Below are 14110 nucleotides of genomic sequence, written 5' to 3'. Positions count from 1 at the left end.
GAAATTCTTTGCGCTGCTGCGCGGGGAGGAAGCCGCAGCATACAGGAAGGCGCGGGCTGTCTCCAAGCCCGCCGCAAATCGGCTAGCACTTTTCCGCGAGATCCAGTGAACGCAAGGCGCAAGTAGGTAAAAAGCCGGACTGGATTTTCATGCAGTCCGGAATTCCGCCAGGAATGGCGAGGAAAAACCGGCCCTGTACCGGCATTCAGCTATACGGTCAGCTCGCGCCGGGAGTTTCACCGGCGAAGTCGATTGTGGTCAAGAAGTTCGGTGCGGCATAGCTGCCATGCAAATGCTGCACTGCACAATTGTCATGATTTGACTATATTTGGGACTCGGGGAGGACCAACCAGGGGCTTGAATCATGGGTTTCCTCACTGAAATGTTCGCCCGTCCGCGTCCGCAGGAACATCTGCGCTACCGCGCGGCGCTGGCGCTGCTTCATTCGATGAGCAATGCCGACCGTGCGGATATCGGCATCAAACCAGCCGACTTCCCGCGCATCGTCCGCGAAATGTCCTCCCGCTAGTCGGATATCCCGGCTCGACCGGGATATCTCATCGCCAATTTTTCAACGCGATCCCATGAAAATCGCCTTGCTCAGCGGCACGCCATTGTGGCGAAGGATGTCGTAGGCGGTGGTCACGTGGAAATAGAAATTGGGCATGGCGAGATGCAGCAGATACTGCATACCGGCCATCGAGAATTCGCGCTGGCCAAGCTTCAGCTCGAGCACCCTGTCATCCGAGCCGTCCATATCGGCAGCCGAGAATGTCGCCAGATGGTCGACGGTTTTGGCGATGCGCGCCTGGAGATCGGCAAAGCTCGCCTCGTTGTCTTCGTATTTGGGCACCTCGCGGCCGGCAAGCCGCGATGGCGCGCCCTTGGCGTGGTCGGTGGCGATCTGTACCTGCCTGGTCAACGCGTACATGTCCGGCGCCAGCCTCGACGTCAAAAAAACCTGCGGGTCGATCTTGCGGTCGAGCGCATTCTGCTCAGCGATATCCAGCACATTGGATAGCGCCTTCAACCTGGCCGAAAACACCGGCACGGCCGCTTCGTACATCGATATGGTCACGTGATTCTCCTATCCGGCGGGACGCCGACGGCGGGACCTAACGCCTCCGCGGGCGATTCTTCAAGCGTCACCACGTCGCCGCAATCGGTATGATAGGATTTCCCATCAGGTGGAGATTCCCGATGAGAAGCGCCCTTTTCGCAGCGACCGCCTTTTTCTCCTTTACCGTGTCAGGCCAGCCAGTGCTCGCCGCCGATGCGCCCTATGTCGATGACAGGTCGGACGCCGAAGCGGTCATCCGCTCGCTCTATAGCGCCATCAACCGGCAAGAATTCCCGCGCGCCTGGGATTATTTCGGCGACACCAAGCCGGCCAAGGATTTCGACGCCTTCGTAAAGGGCTATGACGGCACCAACGCCGTCGAAGTCAAAACCGGTGCCGTGTCCGAAGACGGTGCTGCCGGCAGCATCTATTACAGCGTTCCGGTCGCCATCCGGGCGACAGCTAAGGACGGCAGCGAAAATGTCTTTGCCGGCTGCTACACGCTGCGCCAGGTCAACGCCTCGATCCAGGAACCGCCATTTCGCCCGATCTTCATCGACAAGGGCGCGCTGAAACCGGCGAAGGCCGATTTCGACAATGCTGTGCCGGAAAGCTGCGGCGACGGACCGCCGCCGCCGAAGAAGGATGCGGCGCTGGAGCAGGCCAAGGAGGCGTTTGCGGCCACCTATGGCGAACAATGCGATAAGGAGATGCCTGGCGGCGAGCCTTTGGGAGGGCCGGACGCCTACTCCCTCCGCTACAAGGATGCGGGCGCCGAGGCCGACGAGCCCGAACGCGAGACGCGGCTGTTCCGCTTCTTCTGTTCGATGGCTGCCTACAATGAGAGTGCCGTCTACTATATCTACGACGAGGTATCCGGCGTCCGGCAGCTGCAGTTCGCCTCGCCGGAACTCGATATCCACTATGGGAACAACGATAGCGAAGGCAAGGTCGAGGCGATGAACGTCACCGGCTTCCAGACCGACGACCAGTTGGTCAATTCCGAATTTGACGACGCCACCAAGACGATCTCGTCCCTCAACAAGTGGCGCGGCGTCGGCGATGCATCATCAGCCGGGACATATCTTTTTCGCAACGGCAATTTCTCGCTGGTGCAGTACGATGTCGACGCCTCCTACGACGGCGAGATCAACCCGCAGACGGTGGTGGACTACAACACCGCGCCTTGAAGCGCGGCGCGCTTCAAGTTTTTTCTTGATGCATGTCGTTGCCCCAAAACCGCTACACACTTTTGGGCGACATGCATTAGGGCGCCTTCGACAGCATCCAATTGAGCGTGCCGCGCCAGTCGGTCATGCGGATCGGCGTGCCGTGCGTGCCGGTCTCGAAACGAACAAAGCGGGCCGGATAGGTTTTCGATTTGGCCAGGATCGAACGGAAGAAGGCTTCCTGTTTTGCCACCGGAAATACCGGATCCTTGCTGCCGTGGCCGAAGAGGACCGGGACACGGCGCTTAAAGCCCGGGCTCGAGAAGAAACTTTCATCCCACAGCGAACCGAGCAGCAGCAACCCGTCGATGCGGCCGCCCGTATCCTTGCGGGCAGCAAGCTTCCAGCACAGTGCGCCGCCCATCGAGCCGCAGGCAACGAAGATCTTCGCGCCCGGCGACTGCTGGGCATAATGGCCGATCAGCGCGGCGATCTGGGCCGCCCCGGTGTCGCCGAAATCGGAAAAGTCCGGTGAGAGATAGAGGCCACCATTGCCGGCCATCAGGTTCTTGATGCGGTTAAAATTGCCGCCAAAGGTGAAGTCGTCAACGCCCTGCTTGCGGCTGCCGCCCTGCCCGTGCAGATAGAGCACGATGATGCCGGCGCCTTGCGTGCGGCCGACGCCGACGTGGCGGATATTTCCGGCATCGGTCTTCAGCGACAGATCCCGCTGCACGTTACGCACACCGGTGTCGACATACTGCGCCTGCGCGCGGCGCTCCGGCACTTTGTCGCGGGCGTTGATATCGCGCAGCTCGCGATAGTCGACGACTGTATACGCGCCGTTGTTCTCGGATGAGAGCGTGCCCGGATAGGCAAACAGATCATCCTTGAAGGGCTTTAGCGGCAGCGTTTGGCCATGCGCCAAACCCGAAAACAAAAGAAACGTCGAGATCAGAAGGGGTAAACGGAAAGCCATGCCAAAGGCATCGTTTTTCGGCTTCGGTTTGTCAATCCTGCAGCACGCCGCCGGCGCCTTCCAGCGCCTCGCGGGTGTCGACGTCTATCGAAGCCGCCTTGCCGATCTCGACATCGACAACATCGAGCCCCTCGGCCTCGACCAGATGGCGCGCGCCGGTATCGCCTTCGAGATGAGCGATCGCCGCAAACAGCGAGCGCGGCAGCAGCACCGGGTTGCCTCGCTTACCCTCATGCGATGCGCGTACGACCGATTGGCCCTCGGACTTGCGGAATGCGTCAATCAGCCTGTCGAGGTCGGCCGACGAGACGCCAGGCATGTCGCCGAGCATAATCATGGCGCCGGCGGCATCGCCGGCAACCCGGGCGATGCCGGCCTTCAGCGACGAAGACAGGCCCTCGGTGAAATCCGGATTATCGGCGAAGGTCACATCCAGGCCCGACAATGCGGCGTGTACGCGTTCGCGCTGATGGCCTGTGACAACGATGATGCCCGAAGCTTTCGAACCGAGCGCGCGCTCGGCGGTGCGGCGCACCAGCGGCTTGCCGTCGAACAGCGCCAGCAGCTTGTTCGGGCCGCCCATGCGGCTGGAGCGACCGGCGGCCAGCAGCACGACATCGACTTTCAACTCGGCTCTGGCCGGCAGCGGCTCGCGCGGCTGCGGCCGCGTCGGGATTTCCATCAACAGACCGCCGACACCCATGCCGGCAATATCCTTGGCCGTCACGTCGAGACCGGCAATCAACCTGTCGAGAACCCAGTCGAAGCCGTTCTCCTTGGGGCTGCGGGCGCAGCCGGGCGCACCGATGACGTGCTTGCCGCCAAGTGTGCCGAGCACCAGCAGATTACCGGGATCGACCGGCATGCCGGCGCGGATGACGATGCCGCCGGCCTTCTCGATCGCCGCCGGGACGACGTCGCCAAAATCGCTCATCGCCGAAGCGCCGAAGATCACCACCATGTCGTTGTCGCGCGCCAGCGAGGCCGCAGCTTCCGCGACGGGACCAACTTCATGCGGCGTACGGCGCTCCGCCGTCAGCCGGCCGCCCGAGCGCGCCAGGCGGGCTTCGGTGACACGCAACGTCTTGTCGAGCACGTTCGGCTTGATACCGGGCAGAACCGTCTGGATGACGCCGACACGCACCGGCTGATAGGCATTGACGGCGAAGATCTCGCTGCCGGCGCAGATCCTTGCCACCGCATCGACCAGCACGGAGCCGACCGCGAAGGGAATGATCTTCACGGTCGCCACCATCTGGCCCTTTTCGACCGGTGCGTGCTGCGCCAGCGTGGCGATGGTGATGGTCGGGTCGACGGCGTTGATGGCGTCGATCATCGCCGCGTCGACAGTGAAGATGCCGCCCGCCTCGGCGTGCAGGTTGACCCGGCCGGTCGCGGCGGGCTTGGCCTCGATGTTGCGATGGATCATGCTTTCGGCGATCTTTTCGGCGGCAGCGTCCTCGCTAAAATCGTCGGGAGCAAGAACAGCCGCGACAACCTCCGAAATCCCTGCCGCCTTGAGCAAAGATACATCATCGGCGCTCAGCCGATGCGCCTTGCGGAAGCGCCGTTCTCCGACCGTGGTGGCATGCGCCAGCACCGCGCCCTCGGCCGTGTCAATCGGGATCGGGCCGAATTTCACGCCGCCGCGTCCGTAGAGCGCCGCGCGTCCTCTTGGACGCGCAAAGGACGCTCTACTACTTTGAATCTACGCATTGTGCTTCTCCAAAATCGATTCCGATCTTTGGGCCGATGCGGAGGCTTCGAGGCCACGCGAGCGAAAGGCCTGGATCGCCTGCGCCAGCACCGCGACGGCGATCTCGGCCGGGCTCGCTGCGCCGATGTCGAGGCCGATCGGCGCGTGGATGCGGGCGATCTGGTCGGCGGTCGCGCCCAATGCCAGCAGGCGCTCGACGCGCTTCGAATGGGTCTTGCGGCTGCCGAGCGCCCCGACATAGAAGCAGTTGGCGTCGAGCGCCGCCTTCAGCGCGAAGTCATCGATCTTCGGGTCATGGGTGACGGCTGCCAACGCCGTATAGCTGTCGAGCGGCTGGCGCTTCAGAACATCCTCGGGCCATTCGGCATGCAGCGCGACATCGGGAAAGCGGTCTGCGGTGGCAAAGGCCGTCCGCGGATCGACGATCTCGACGGGAAAGCCGGCGATCTTGGCCATCGGCGCCAGTGCCTGGCTGATATGAACGGCGCCGATCACCAACAGGCGCGGCTGCGGCAGATAGGCGTTAAGGAAGAAAGTTCGCCCCTCCGCCTCAACCGACCCGGACCTGCCTGATCGAAACGCCTTGGCGATCGCAGCGCCCAGATCGCCGGCGACCTGGTCGCCCTCGCGCACGATGCGGTCGCGGCCGTCTCCGAGATCGGTGACCAGGATCGCCGCGCGGCGGGCGCGGCGTTCGGCGTTCAGCGTCTTCAGCGCATAAGGATCCATCGTGCCCGGCCTAACCCAACCGCTCGACATAGACTTTGATGCGGCCTCCGCAGGACAAGCCAACCTGCCAGGCGGTCTCATCGGCGACACCGAACTCCAGCATCTTTGCCTTGCCGCTGTCGATGACATCTATTGCCTCGGTGACCACCGCGCCTTCGACGCAGCCGCCAGAGACGGAGCCGTGGAAGTTGCCTTCCGCGTCGATGACAAGATGGCTGCCGACCGGACGCGGCGCCGAGCCCCAGGTTTCGACCACGGTGGCAATGGCGACTTCCTTGCCGTCCTTCATCCAGCCTTCGGCGATGATCAGCGGATCGCGCGCCTCATCGAGATAGATACTGTTTTCCATCACTGTTTCTCCCGGAGAAAACATATGGCTATGCGGCGCTTTACGCGCCACCTTCAATCCATCTGCGTGGGTCGACCAAGCGCGCCGAATTCTTGTCCAGCGACTCGCAGAGATCAGCGAGCGCATCGAGATTGTGTACCGAGCGGAACTCGTCGACATGCGGCAGCATCGCCTTGACACCGCGGGCACGGGCCTCGAAACCGTCGAAGCGCAGCAGCGGGTTCAGCCAGATCAACCGCCGGCAGGATTTGTGCAGGCGCTCCATTTCCTCCGACAGGCCGGCGATGTCGTCGCGCTCCAGCCCGTCGGTGATCAGCAGCACCACCGCGCCCTGGCCCAGCACGCGCCGCGACCACAGCCGGTTGAATTCGGCCAGCGTATTGCCGATGCGGGTGCCGCCCGACCAGTCCATCACCGCAGCCGAGCAATCGGCGAGTGCTGCGTCAGGATCGCGATGGCGCATCTGCCGCGTCAGATTTGTCAGCCTGGTGCCGAAGACAAAGGCATACACGCGTCGGCGCTTTTCGGTCAGCGCATGCAGGAAATGCAGAAAGATGCGCGTGTACTGGCTCATCGAGCCGGAAATATCGGCAAGCACGACCAGCGGCGGGTGAACCTCGCGCGGTGACCGGAATCTTGGCAGGATCAGTTCGCCGCCTGTCCGCGCGGCCGAGCGCATCATGGCGCGCGGATCGATACGTCGGCCATGCGCGTCGGATTTGAAACGCCGTGTCCTGACCATATCGAAGGGCAGCCGCAATGCGGTAATCGCCTTCTTGGCGTCGGCCATCTCGGCGGCGTTCATTTGGGCAAAGTCCTTGCCCCTCAGCACCTCGTTGCCGGAAAATGTGAAGCGGGCGTCGACCTCGATCTCGGGGATTTCTTGCGCCGGCTGGTTCTTCTGGTGGCCCTCGAACATTGCCTGGCTGACGCGGTTTTCCGCAGCGCGCGGCTTCTGCTTCTCTCTGATATCAGGCGCCACCGGAGAAAAAATCGCCAGCATCTTTTCGATCAGCTCGTGCGATTTCCAGAACAGCCGGAACGTCTCGTCAAAGGTTGGGTGGTCCTCGTGCCGCGAGACGAGGACAGCGTGCAGTGTCCAGTAGAAATCGTCGCGGGAACCGATGCCGGCGGCCAGCACCGCCTCGATCGCGTCCTTGACCGAGGCCGGGCCGACCCGCATGCCGGCCTTACGCAAGGTGCGGGCGAAATACACGATGTTGTCGGCGATCCGCCCGTCCGGCGTGGCCTCTTTCGGTTCGCGACGCGGCGTTGCCATCGCCCTACTCCGCCGCCGAAAGCTCGGCCTTCACCTCGTTGAGGATGCGCCGGCCTTCGCCCTGTTCTATACGGGCAATGTCGTCCTGGTATTTCAACAGCACGCCGATCGTGTCGGAAACGGTTTCCGGATCGAGCGCCACCTTGTCGAGTTCGGTCAGCGCGCCGGCCCAGTCGATGGTCTCGGCAACCCCCGGCACCTTGAACAGCTCGATCTGGCGCAGCTTCTGGATGAACGAAACCACCTCTGCCGACAGCCGGCTGTTGGCCTGCGGTACTTTCCTACGCACGATCTCCAGTTCGCGCTCGGCATTCGGATAATCGACCCAGTGATAGAGGCAGCGCCGCTTCAGCGCGTCGTGGATCTCGCGGGTACGGTTGGTGGTGATGATGACGATCGGCGGCTCCTCCGCCTTGATCGTGCCGAGTTCGGGAACAGTCACCTGGAAGTCGGAGAGGATTTCGAGCAGGAACGCCTCGAAGGCCTCGTCAGTGCGGTCTAGCTCGTCGATCAGGAAGACCGGGGCGCCCCCCGCCTTGCCGGTCAGCGCGTCGAGCACCGGGCGGCGGATCAGGTACTTTTCGGAAAAAACGTTACGCTCCATGTCGGAGCGGTCGACCTTGCCGGCCGCCTCCTCCATGCGGATCTCGATCATCTGCGCGGCGTAATTCCACTCGTAGACGGCGGAGGAGACGTCCAGGCCTTCATAGCATTGCAGGCGGATCAGCCGGCGGCCAAGCGCTTGCGCCAGCACCTTGGCGATCTCGGTCTTGCCGACGCCGGCCTCGCCCTCGAGAAACAGCGGCCGCCTCATGCGCAGCGATAAGAACAGGACGGTCGCCAAAGACCGGTCCGCCACATAGTCCGCGCCGGTCAGCAGATCGAGCGTCTCGTCGATCGTCGCCGGCGCGGGGCGCGATTTCAACTCGGTCATCCTCTCTCCGTGGGTGCAGCCATCCAGAGCCTCTACAGAGCGTGATAGCCGCGGTCGTGATAGATCAGCGGCCGCAAATTATCGCCGGTGCGCAGGCCTGTCACCTTGCCAAAAAGCACACGGTGGGTGGCCAGATCCTTGGTGTCGATCAGTTCACAGTCGAACACGGCGAGCGCGCCCTTCAGCGTCGGCGCACCGGTCGAGATCACGTCCCAATCGCCCAACGCGAAACGTTCCTCGACAGGCAGGCCGGTGAGACCGGAAAAGCCGACCGACAGCGCCTCCTGGTCCGAAGCCAGCGTGTTCAAGGCGAACTTGCCGTTCTTCACGAACGGCTCGTTCTTGGGATTTTCGCGATTGAGACAAACCAGGATGGTCGGCGGCGTGTCCGAGACCGAACAGGCTGCAATAACGGTCGCACCGCGCCGGCCGGCGGGGCCATCGGTGGTAACCACATGGACGTGACCGGCAAAATGGCTCATCGCGTCGCGATAGGCCTGCGGCCCTATGTCGTTCTTCTTCAGCACCGGCGATTTCCATTGGTTTGAAGCGAGGTGAACCCAGCGTTATATATGGGGGCATATTGCATGCCACAAGCGAAGTGGTTGACATGCATCCTGAATTTCGCGTGTTGCGTGAAAGCTGACCAGCCTTTAGGTCTTGGCAGGAAGTGGCGCCGGCAACACGCGACCGGCGCGGAGGAATTCTTCGCACGCATGCGACCCCGGACAATAGGCACGACAACGACAATAGCGGTGCTGGCCTGGCTGTCTCTCGCCGGCGATGCGAACGCTGAGACGCTGCTGGTCGGTGTCGCAGCACCACTGTCGGGGCCCTCGGCGATCCTCGGCCGGCAGATCGAGGCGGGTGCTGGCCTGGCGGCGGAGGCGAACGGTGCCCAACTGAAGGTTGTCGATGACGCCTGTACGGCCGATGGTGGGGCTGCCGCAGCGAGAGAATTCGTTGCGGCGAAAGTCGGCGCGGTCGTCGGCTTCCTCTGCACCGAGGCGATCGAGGCGGCACTGCCGATCCTGAAGGACGCCAACATACCGGTCATCACCGTCGGCGTGCGCACCGAAAGTCTGACCGACCGGCGCGCCAAGACCGGTTGGCCGATCTTTCGGCTTGGGCCGCGCGGCGATGACGAGCGCAACGCCGTCGCCTCCAATCTGACCCGCCGCTGGCAGAACGAACTGTTCGCCATCGTCGACGACGGTACGATTTACGGCCGCGAAATCGCTGAGACGCTTCGGGCGGCAGCCGATCAGGCGGCGCTGAAACCGGTGTTCGTCGACACATTCCGGCCGCAACTCGACAACCAGATCGGGCTGGTCGGTCGGCTGAGGAAAGCCGGCGCAACGCATGTCTTCGCCGGCGGCGACGGCGACGACATCGCCATCATGGGCCGCGACGCCGGCCAGCTCGATGCCGGCATCACCTTTGCCGGCGGCGAAGCGCTGCGCACCCCGCCCGGCGACGTGCCTTATGCCACGGGCACGCTGATGATCGCACCGCCCGAATGGGATGATGTCGCCGCCCCCAAGGTGCTCGACAGCTTTGCCGCGCAAAAGATCGTGCCGGAGGGTTACATGCTGCCGGCCTATGCGGCGGTCGAGATCGCCGAGGCGGCGACGGCCCTGGCGGAAACCTCCAACAAGCCATTGGCCGATGCGCTCACCGCGCGCGACTTCAGCACCGCGATCGGACCGATCCGCTTTGACGCCAAGGGCGACTTGACCGAAAACCTCTATCGGGTCTTCCGTTTCAACGGCGCAAATTTTGCGCCGGCGGAGGCCAAATGATGTTTCGGACAGGGCCGCGCAATCTCATCACCGATGTCGCCGGCCTGCGCGTCGGCAACGCTTCCGATGTGAGGCTGAGGTCCGGGGTGACCACCATCGTCTGCGACGTACCTGCGGTGGCCGGTGTCCAGATCCTGGGCGGTGCGCCGGGCACCCGCGAGACCGACCTGCTCGAGCCGCACAATTCGATCGAGGCGATCCATGCTGTGGTGCTTTCGGGTGGTTCGGCCTTCGGTCTCGACGCCGCCTCCGGCGTACAGGCGGCACTGCGTGAAAGGGGCATCGGTGTCGAGGTCGGCGGCTTTCGCGTGCCGATCGTGCCGGCGGCGATCCTGTTCGACCTGCGCAATGGCGGCGACAAGGATTGGGGCCGCTATCCGCCCTACCGCGATCTCGGCTATGAGGCGGCACAGGCTGTCGGCCTCGACTTTGCGCTGGGCACGGTCGGCGCGGGCACCGGTGCGTTGAGTTCCGGCCTCAAGGGCGGCCTCGGCTCGGCCTCGACGGTGCTCGACAGCGGCGTCACCATCGGTGCGCTCGCCGCCGTCAATCCGACCGGCTCGGTGACGATCGCCCAAACCCGCCACTTCTGGGCGGCGCCCTTCGAGATCGGCGGCGAGTTCGGCGGGCTTGGTTATCCCTCGCCTATGCCGGAGGACGCGAAAACGATCCTGCTGAAGTTTCGCGACAAGCATATCGGGAAACGGACGGAGGTCGGCGGCAACACGACCATCGCCGTCATCGCCACGGACGCCGTCCTCACCAAGGCCGCCGCCAAACGCCTGGCGATATCAGCGCATGATGGCTTCGTGCGCGCCATTTGGCCAACACACACGCCGGCCGACGGCGATCTGGTTTTCGCGCTGGCGACCGGCAAGAGCGGCATCGAGCTCGCGCCCAACGACGCCATCGAGCTTTACGCAGCGGCCGGCGCCACCATGGCGCGCGCCATCAGCCGCGGTGTCTTTGCCGCGACGCCAGCCGACGGCGACCTGTTTCCGGTCTGGTCGTCGCGCTGAATGCGCGCTGCCGTAATCAAAAATGGGGCCGTGATTAATGGCCGTGATCAGGTGGGGTCGGATTTTTCTTCCTCGAATGTGACCGCAACATCCGAATTTGCCGACAGCCGCACTTTCTGGCCCTCGACTTCGGCTACGAGGCTGAGCGGAATGAAGTGGTGATGCCCCCTGTGGGCGCCCTCGCCGCTGTCGCGCTTGGTCAGCTTGATTCGTTGTCCCTCAACTTTGTCGACGGTGCCGACATGGACGCCGTCGGCGCCGATCACTTCCATATGTTCGCGAATCCTGGCTGCATCGGTCATTGTGGGTTCTCCATTTCAAGCTGCCAACATAAACAAATGACAGCGCGATTGGATGCATCGGCTTTGCGTCTCAGAGGGCACGACGTTTTGACGATGTCGTGATAGGGATCGAAACAACGCTGGCTGCTCAAACGGAAATCCGATGCGAATTCTTGCCCTGTTTGCCGTTTCCCTCCTTGCCCAGTTTGCAATCTCGCTCGCCGCGCATGCCGGCGACGTCGCCGAGCTTGAAATCCTCGGCTTCACTGGGAATGGCGGCATCTTCGCCTTCGAGGAATATGGCGTCCAGGACGGGTCGGGATTTCCCTATGCCAATCGCTATTACATCGACACGGCCGACGACAGTTTTCTCGAGGGCACACCGATCAGGGTGCGGCTTGACGACGAGAACGCAACGCTTGACGCAGCGCGCCTTGCAGCCCGGCAGAAAGGCGAAGCTATCATCAAGCAGGCGGAATTGACCTCGAATCGCGGCATCACCGCCGGCTTCAACCCGGTGACCGAACTTTCGGCCGATCCGTTCCGCATGGTGGTCAACCCGCGGCCGATCTTTTCGCCGGTCGATGATCCGCTCGAGTTCCGGCTCGACGAGATCGGTATGAACGATACCGAAAACTGCCAGAGCCTGGGCGAGATCAACGGCTTTCGCTTGCTGCGCATCGAAGCGAAAGACGGCGGCAAGACTGAGCTTCTGCACGAGGACAAGTCGATCCCCAAAAGCAGAGGCTGCCCGAACGGCTATCGGATCGGCGCGGTGCAGACATTTTCCTTGCAAACCCTCAGCGCCTATGCCGTGCTGATCGCGGTGCGCCAGTACGGCTTCGAAGGGCCGGACTATCGCTGGATCGCGGTGACCGGCCGGCTGTGACGCCGCTCCCCGCCTTACACAACCGCCTGGATCGTATCCGCAACGCTTTGCCATCGCCGGGCGTCGCGGTTTGCGGCGCCCTGCTGTGGGCCGCAGCGATGGGCGCCAGCGCGCTTGTCAATCTGCTGTTGGACGACTGGGAGACCCCGGCAAAGATCCGCTTCGTCTCGCTGCTCTATGCGGCCGGCGGTGCGCTCGCCTTTCCGGTGGGCCTGTTCCTGGCGCGGCTCGTCTCGCTCGGACGGCATTGGCAAGTTGCCTTGGCGGCCGCGTTTGTCTGCCTTCTTGCCGCCACGATCGGCTTCACTGGTGGGCTCTTTGCGCTGCAATACCGTTCCTACTATGCCCAGTGGCATGAACCTGCACTGACCATCGCCTGGTCCATCCAGTTCGTGCACACAATGGCGACGGCGTTCTATCAATTCATCGTTTTGGGCATCCGGCTTTATTTTCCGCTCGGTTTCATCGCGCTGGCTCTCGTCAGCATCTGGTTTGCGCGGCAGCAGCGTTGAGGATTTTGTGTGCCTCTGTTAGGACGCGGGCGAACGCCCTCGCAAGTCAGGACTGACGGATGATCCCTCGCTACTCCCGGCCGGAAATGGTGGCCATCTGGTCGCCCGAAACCCGATTCCGCATCTGGTTCGAGATTGAGGCCTACGCTTGCGATGCACTGGCCGAGCTCGGCGTCATCCCGAAGGAGGCCGCCAAAACCATCTGGGAAAAGGGCGGTGCCGCGAAGTTCGACGTCGATGCCATCGACGAGATCGAGCGTGTCACCAAGCACGACGTCATCGCCTTCCTCACTCATCTTAGTGAATTCGTCGGGCCGGATGCCCGCTTCATCCATCAGGGCATGACCTCCTCGGACGTTCTCGACACCTGCTTTGCCGTGCAGCTCACCCGCGCCAGCAACATCCTTCTGGCCGACATCGACGGCCTGCTTGCGGCGCTCAAGCGTCGCGCTTTCGAACACAAGGACACAATCACCATCGGCCGCAGCCACGGCATCCATGCCGAGCCGACCACCTTCGGCGTCAAGCTGGCGCAGGCCTATGCCGAATTCTCGCGCTGCCGCGAGCGGCTGGTGCACGCGCGTGAGGATATTGCGACGTGCGCCATATCAGGTGCTGTCGGCACTTTCGCCAACATCGATCCCTATGTCGAAGAGCATGTGGCGAAGAAACTCGGATTGAAGCCGGAGCCGGTGTCGACGCAGGTGATCCCGCGCGACCGCCACGCGATGTTCTTCGCGACACTCGGTGTCATCGCATCGTCGATCGAACGGCTGGCGGTCGAGATCCGCCATCTGCAGCGCACCGAGGTGCTGGAGGCGGAAGAGTATTTTTCGCCCGGACAGAAAGGCTCGTCGGCGATGCCGCACAAGCGTAACCCGGTGCTTACCGAAAACCTCACCGGGCTTGCGCGCATGGTGCGTTCCTTCGCGCTACCGGCGATGGAGAACGTGGCGCTCTGGCACGAGCGCGATATCTCGCATTCGTCGGTCGAGCGCATGATCGGCCCGGATGCGACCGTGACGCTCGATTTTGCGCTGTCGCGGCTGACCAGTGTCATCGACAGATTGCTCGTCTATCCCGACAACATGCTGAAGAACATGAACAAGTTCCGCGGCCTCGTGCATTCGCAGCGTGTGCTACTGGCGCTGACCCAGGCCGGTGTCAGCCGTGAGGACGCCTACCGGCTGGTGCAGAGAAACGCCATGAAAGTGTGGGAGCAAGGTGCTGATTTCCTTGACGAACTTTTGGCTGACAAACAGGTCACCGCAGCCTTGCCCGAAGCCGAGATTCGTGAAAAATTCGACCTCGGCTATCATACCAAACATGTCGAGACGATCTTCAAGCGTGTGTTCGGGGAAGCGTGGTGATTTCGGCGGCCGGAGATTTCG

Annotated in this window: 16 protein-coding genes; 7 read left to right on the top strand and 9 right to left on the bottom strand. The window is 62.9% G+C overall.

Annotated features, from left to right (window positions below; genetic code table 11):
- The first annotated feature begins 364 nt into the window (after positions 1-364).
- Positions 365-529 carry a hypothetical protein gene (locus ACWUKX_RS08610; RefSeq protein WP_456005745.1) on the top strand — a complete coding sequence of 55 codons (165 nt, stop codon included), beginning with the start codon at positions 365-367 and terminating at the stop codon, positions 527-529.
- 42 nt (positions 530-571) lie between these two features.
- On the opposite strand, the gene ACWUKX_RS08605 is transcribed toward ACWUKX_RS08610, so the two are convergent.
- Positions 572-1078 (bottom strand): DUF1993 domain-containing protein, encoded by a 507-nt coding sequence (locus ACWUKX_RS08605; protein ID WP_456005743.1) that lies wholly within the window; start codon positions 1076-1078, stop codon positions 572-574.
- Between the two features lie 122 nt (positions 1079-1200).
- Between ACWUKX_RS08605 and ACWUKX_RS08600 the strand changes: the two genes are divergently transcribed.
- Positions 1201-2250, top strand: coding sequence for a DUF1176 domain-containing protein (locus ACWUKX_RS08600; RefSeq protein ID WP_456005741.1), 1050 nt, complete (start codon positions 1201-1203; stop codon positions 2248-2250).
- A gap of 76 nt (positions 2251-2326) precedes the next feature.
- On the opposite strand, the gene ACWUKX_RS08595 is transcribed toward ACWUKX_RS08600, so the two are convergent.
- From ACWUKX_RS08595 to ACWUKX_RS08565, 7 genes are all read right to left on the bottom strand, one after another.
- A complete protein-coding gene (locus ACWUKX_RS08595; protein ID WP_456005739.1) occupies positions 2327-3208 on the bottom strand; it encodes an alpha/beta hydrolase in 882 nt (293 codons plus the stop codon).
- Positions 3209-3239: 31 nt separating this feature from the next.
- Positions 3240-4850, bottom strand: a complete 1611-nt coding sequence (locus ACWUKX_RS08590) for a molybdopterin-binding/glycosyltransferase family 2 protein (protein WP_456005736.1) — start codon at positions 4848-4850, stop codon at positions 3240-3242.
- A gap of 66 nt (positions 4851-4916) precedes the next feature.
- The gene (locus ACWUKX_RS08585) at positions 4917-5654 is read right to left on the bottom strand and encodes an XdhC family protein (RefSeq protein WP_456005733.1); all 738 of its coding nucleotides are present in this window, start codon (positions 5652-5654) and stop codon (positions 4917-4919) included.
- 10 nt (positions 5655-5664) lie between these two features.
- Positions 5665-6003 (bottom strand): XdhC family protein, encoded by a 339-nt coding sequence (locus ACWUKX_RS08580; protein ID WP_456005731.1) that lies wholly within the window; start codon positions 6001-6003, stop codon positions 5665-5667.
- Positions 6004-6043: 40 nt separating this feature from the next.
- Positions 6044-7282 carry a vWA domain-containing protein gene (locus ACWUKX_RS08575; protein ID WP_456005729.1) on the bottom strand — a complete coding sequence of 413 codons (1239 nt, stop codon included), beginning with the start codon at positions 7280-7282 and terminating at the stop codon, positions 6044-6046.
- 4 nt (positions 7283-7286) lie between these two features.
- Complete coding sequence (locus ACWUKX_RS08570) at positions 7287-8216, bottom strand: AAA family ATPase (RefSeq protein ID WP_095521632.1); 930 nt, start codon at positions 8214-8216, stop codon at positions 7287-7289.
- Between the two features lie 32 nt (positions 8217-8248).
- Positions 8249-8743: a flavin reductase gene (locus ACWUKX_RS08565; protein ID WP_065008149.1), complete on the bottom strand. Its 495-nt coding sequence runs from the start codon at positions 8741-8743 to the stop codon at positions 8249-8251.
- 189 nt (positions 8744-8932) lie between these two features.
- Between ACWUKX_RS08565 and ACWUKX_RS08560 the strand changes: the two genes are divergently transcribed.
- Both ACWUKX_RS08560 and ACWUKX_RS08555 read left to right on the top strand, forming a co-directional pair.
- The gene (locus ACWUKX_RS08560) at positions 8933-10018 is read left to right on the top strand and encodes a branched-chain amino acid ABC transporter substrate-binding protein (protein WP_456005727.1); all 1086 of its coding nucleotides are present in this window, start codon (positions 8933-8935) and stop codon (positions 10016-10018) included.
- The gene (locus ACWUKX_RS08555; protein ID WP_456005935.1) at positions 10018-11037 is read left to right on the top strand and encodes a P1 family peptidase; all 1020 of its coding nucleotides are present in this window, start codon (positions 10018-10020) and stop codon (positions 11035-11037) included. The genes ACWUKX_RS08560 and ACWUKX_RS08555 overlap by 1 nt, the downstream gene beginning before the upstream one ends.
- 47 nt (positions 11038-11084) lie before the next feature.
- Here ACWUKX_RS08555 and ACWUKX_RS08550 read toward each other — a convergent pair whose 3' ends face one another.
- Entirely contained in the window at positions 11085-11339 is a 255-nt protein-coding gene (locus tag ACWUKX_RS08550) for a DUF2171 domain-containing protein (RefSeq protein ID WP_029353687.1), read from the bottom strand.
- A 142-nt stretch (positions 11340-11481) separates the two neighbouring features.
- On the opposite strand from ACWUKX_RS08550, the gene ACWUKX_RS08545 reads away from it, so the two are divergent.
- Genes ACWUKX_RS08545 through purB form a run of 3 tightly spaced genes read left to right on the top strand, consistent with a single transcriptional unit; the run spans position 11482 to position 14089 of the window.
- Positions 11482-12207 (top strand): DUF2259 domain-containing protein, encoded by a 726-nt coding sequence (locus ACWUKX_RS08545; protein ID WP_456005725.1) that lies wholly within the window; start codon positions 11482-11484, stop codon positions 12205-12207.
- The gene (locus ACWUKX_RS08540; RefSeq protein WP_456005723.1) at positions 12204-12719 is read left to right on the top strand and encodes a hypothetical protein; all 516 of its coding nucleotides are present in this window, start codon (positions 12204-12206) and stop codon (positions 12717-12719) included. Before ACWUKX_RS08545 ends, ACWUKX_RS08540 begins: the two co-directional genes overlap by 4 nt.
- Before the next feature lie 59 nt (positions 12720-12778).
- Positions 12779-14089, top strand: coding sequence for an adenylosuccinate lyase (gene purB, locus ACWUKX_RS08535; protein ID WP_456005720.1), 1311 nt, complete (start codon positions 12779-12781; stop codon positions 14087-14089).
- Positions 14090-14110 lie beyond the last annotated feature (21 nt).

Source organism: Mesorhizobium sp. f-mel, from assembly GCF_053850215.1.
The sequence above is the reverse complement of the archived record's forward strand: the minus strand, read 5'-3'. Positions and strand labels throughout refer to the sequence as shown.

Bases quoted from the DNA above. Each gene is read 5' to 3' on its own strand.
- ACWUKX_RS08610 (WP_456005745.1), top strand. From the start codon at position 365: ATGGGTTTCCTCACTGAAATGTTCGCCCGTCCGCGTCCGCAGGAACAT.
- ACWUKX_RS08600 (WP_456005741.1), top strand. From the start codon at position 1,201: ATGAGAAGCGCCCTTTTCGCAGCGACCGCCTTTTTCTCCTTTACCGTG.
- ACWUKX_RS08595 (WP_456005739.1), bottom strand. From the start codon at position 3,208: ATGGCTTTCCGTTTACCCCTTCTGATCTCGACGTTTCTTTTGTTTTCG.
- ACWUKX_RS08585 (WP_456005733.1), bottom strand. From the start codon at position 5,654: ATGGATCCTTATGCGCTGAAGACGCTGAACGCCGAACGCCGCGCCCGC.
- ACWUKX_RS08580 (WP_456005731.1), bottom strand. From the start codon at position 6,003: ATGGAAAACAGTATCTATCTCGATGAGGCGCGCGATCCGCTGATCATC.
- ACWUKX_RS08575 (WP_456005729.1), bottom strand. From the start codon at position 7,282: ATGGCAACGCCGCGTCGCGAACCGAAAGAGGCCACGCCGGACGGGCGG.
- ACWUKX_RS08570 (WP_095521632.1), bottom strand. From the start codon at position 8,216: ATGACCGAGTTGAAATCGCGCCCCGCGCCGGCGACGATCGACGAGACG.
- ACWUKX_RS08560 (WP_456005727.1), top strand. From the start codon at position 8,933: ATGCGACCCCGGACAATAGGCACGACAACGACAATAGCGGTGCTGGCC.
- ACWUKX_RS08555 (WP_456005935.1), top strand. From the start codon at position 10,018: ATGTTTCGGACAGGGCCGCGCAATCTCATCACCGATGTCGCCGGCCTG.
- ACWUKX_RS08550 (WP_029353687.1), bottom strand. From the start codon at position 11,339: ATGACCGATGCAGCCAGGATTCGCGAACATATGGAAGTGATCGGCGCC.
- ACWUKX_RS08545 (WP_456005725.1), top strand. From the start codon at position 11,482: ATGCGAATTCTTGCCCTGTTTGCCGTTTCCCTCCTTGCCCAGTTTGCA.
- purB (WP_456005720.1), top strand. From the start codon at position 12,779: ATGATCCCTCGCTACTCCCGGCCGGAAATGGTGGCCATCTGGTCGCCC.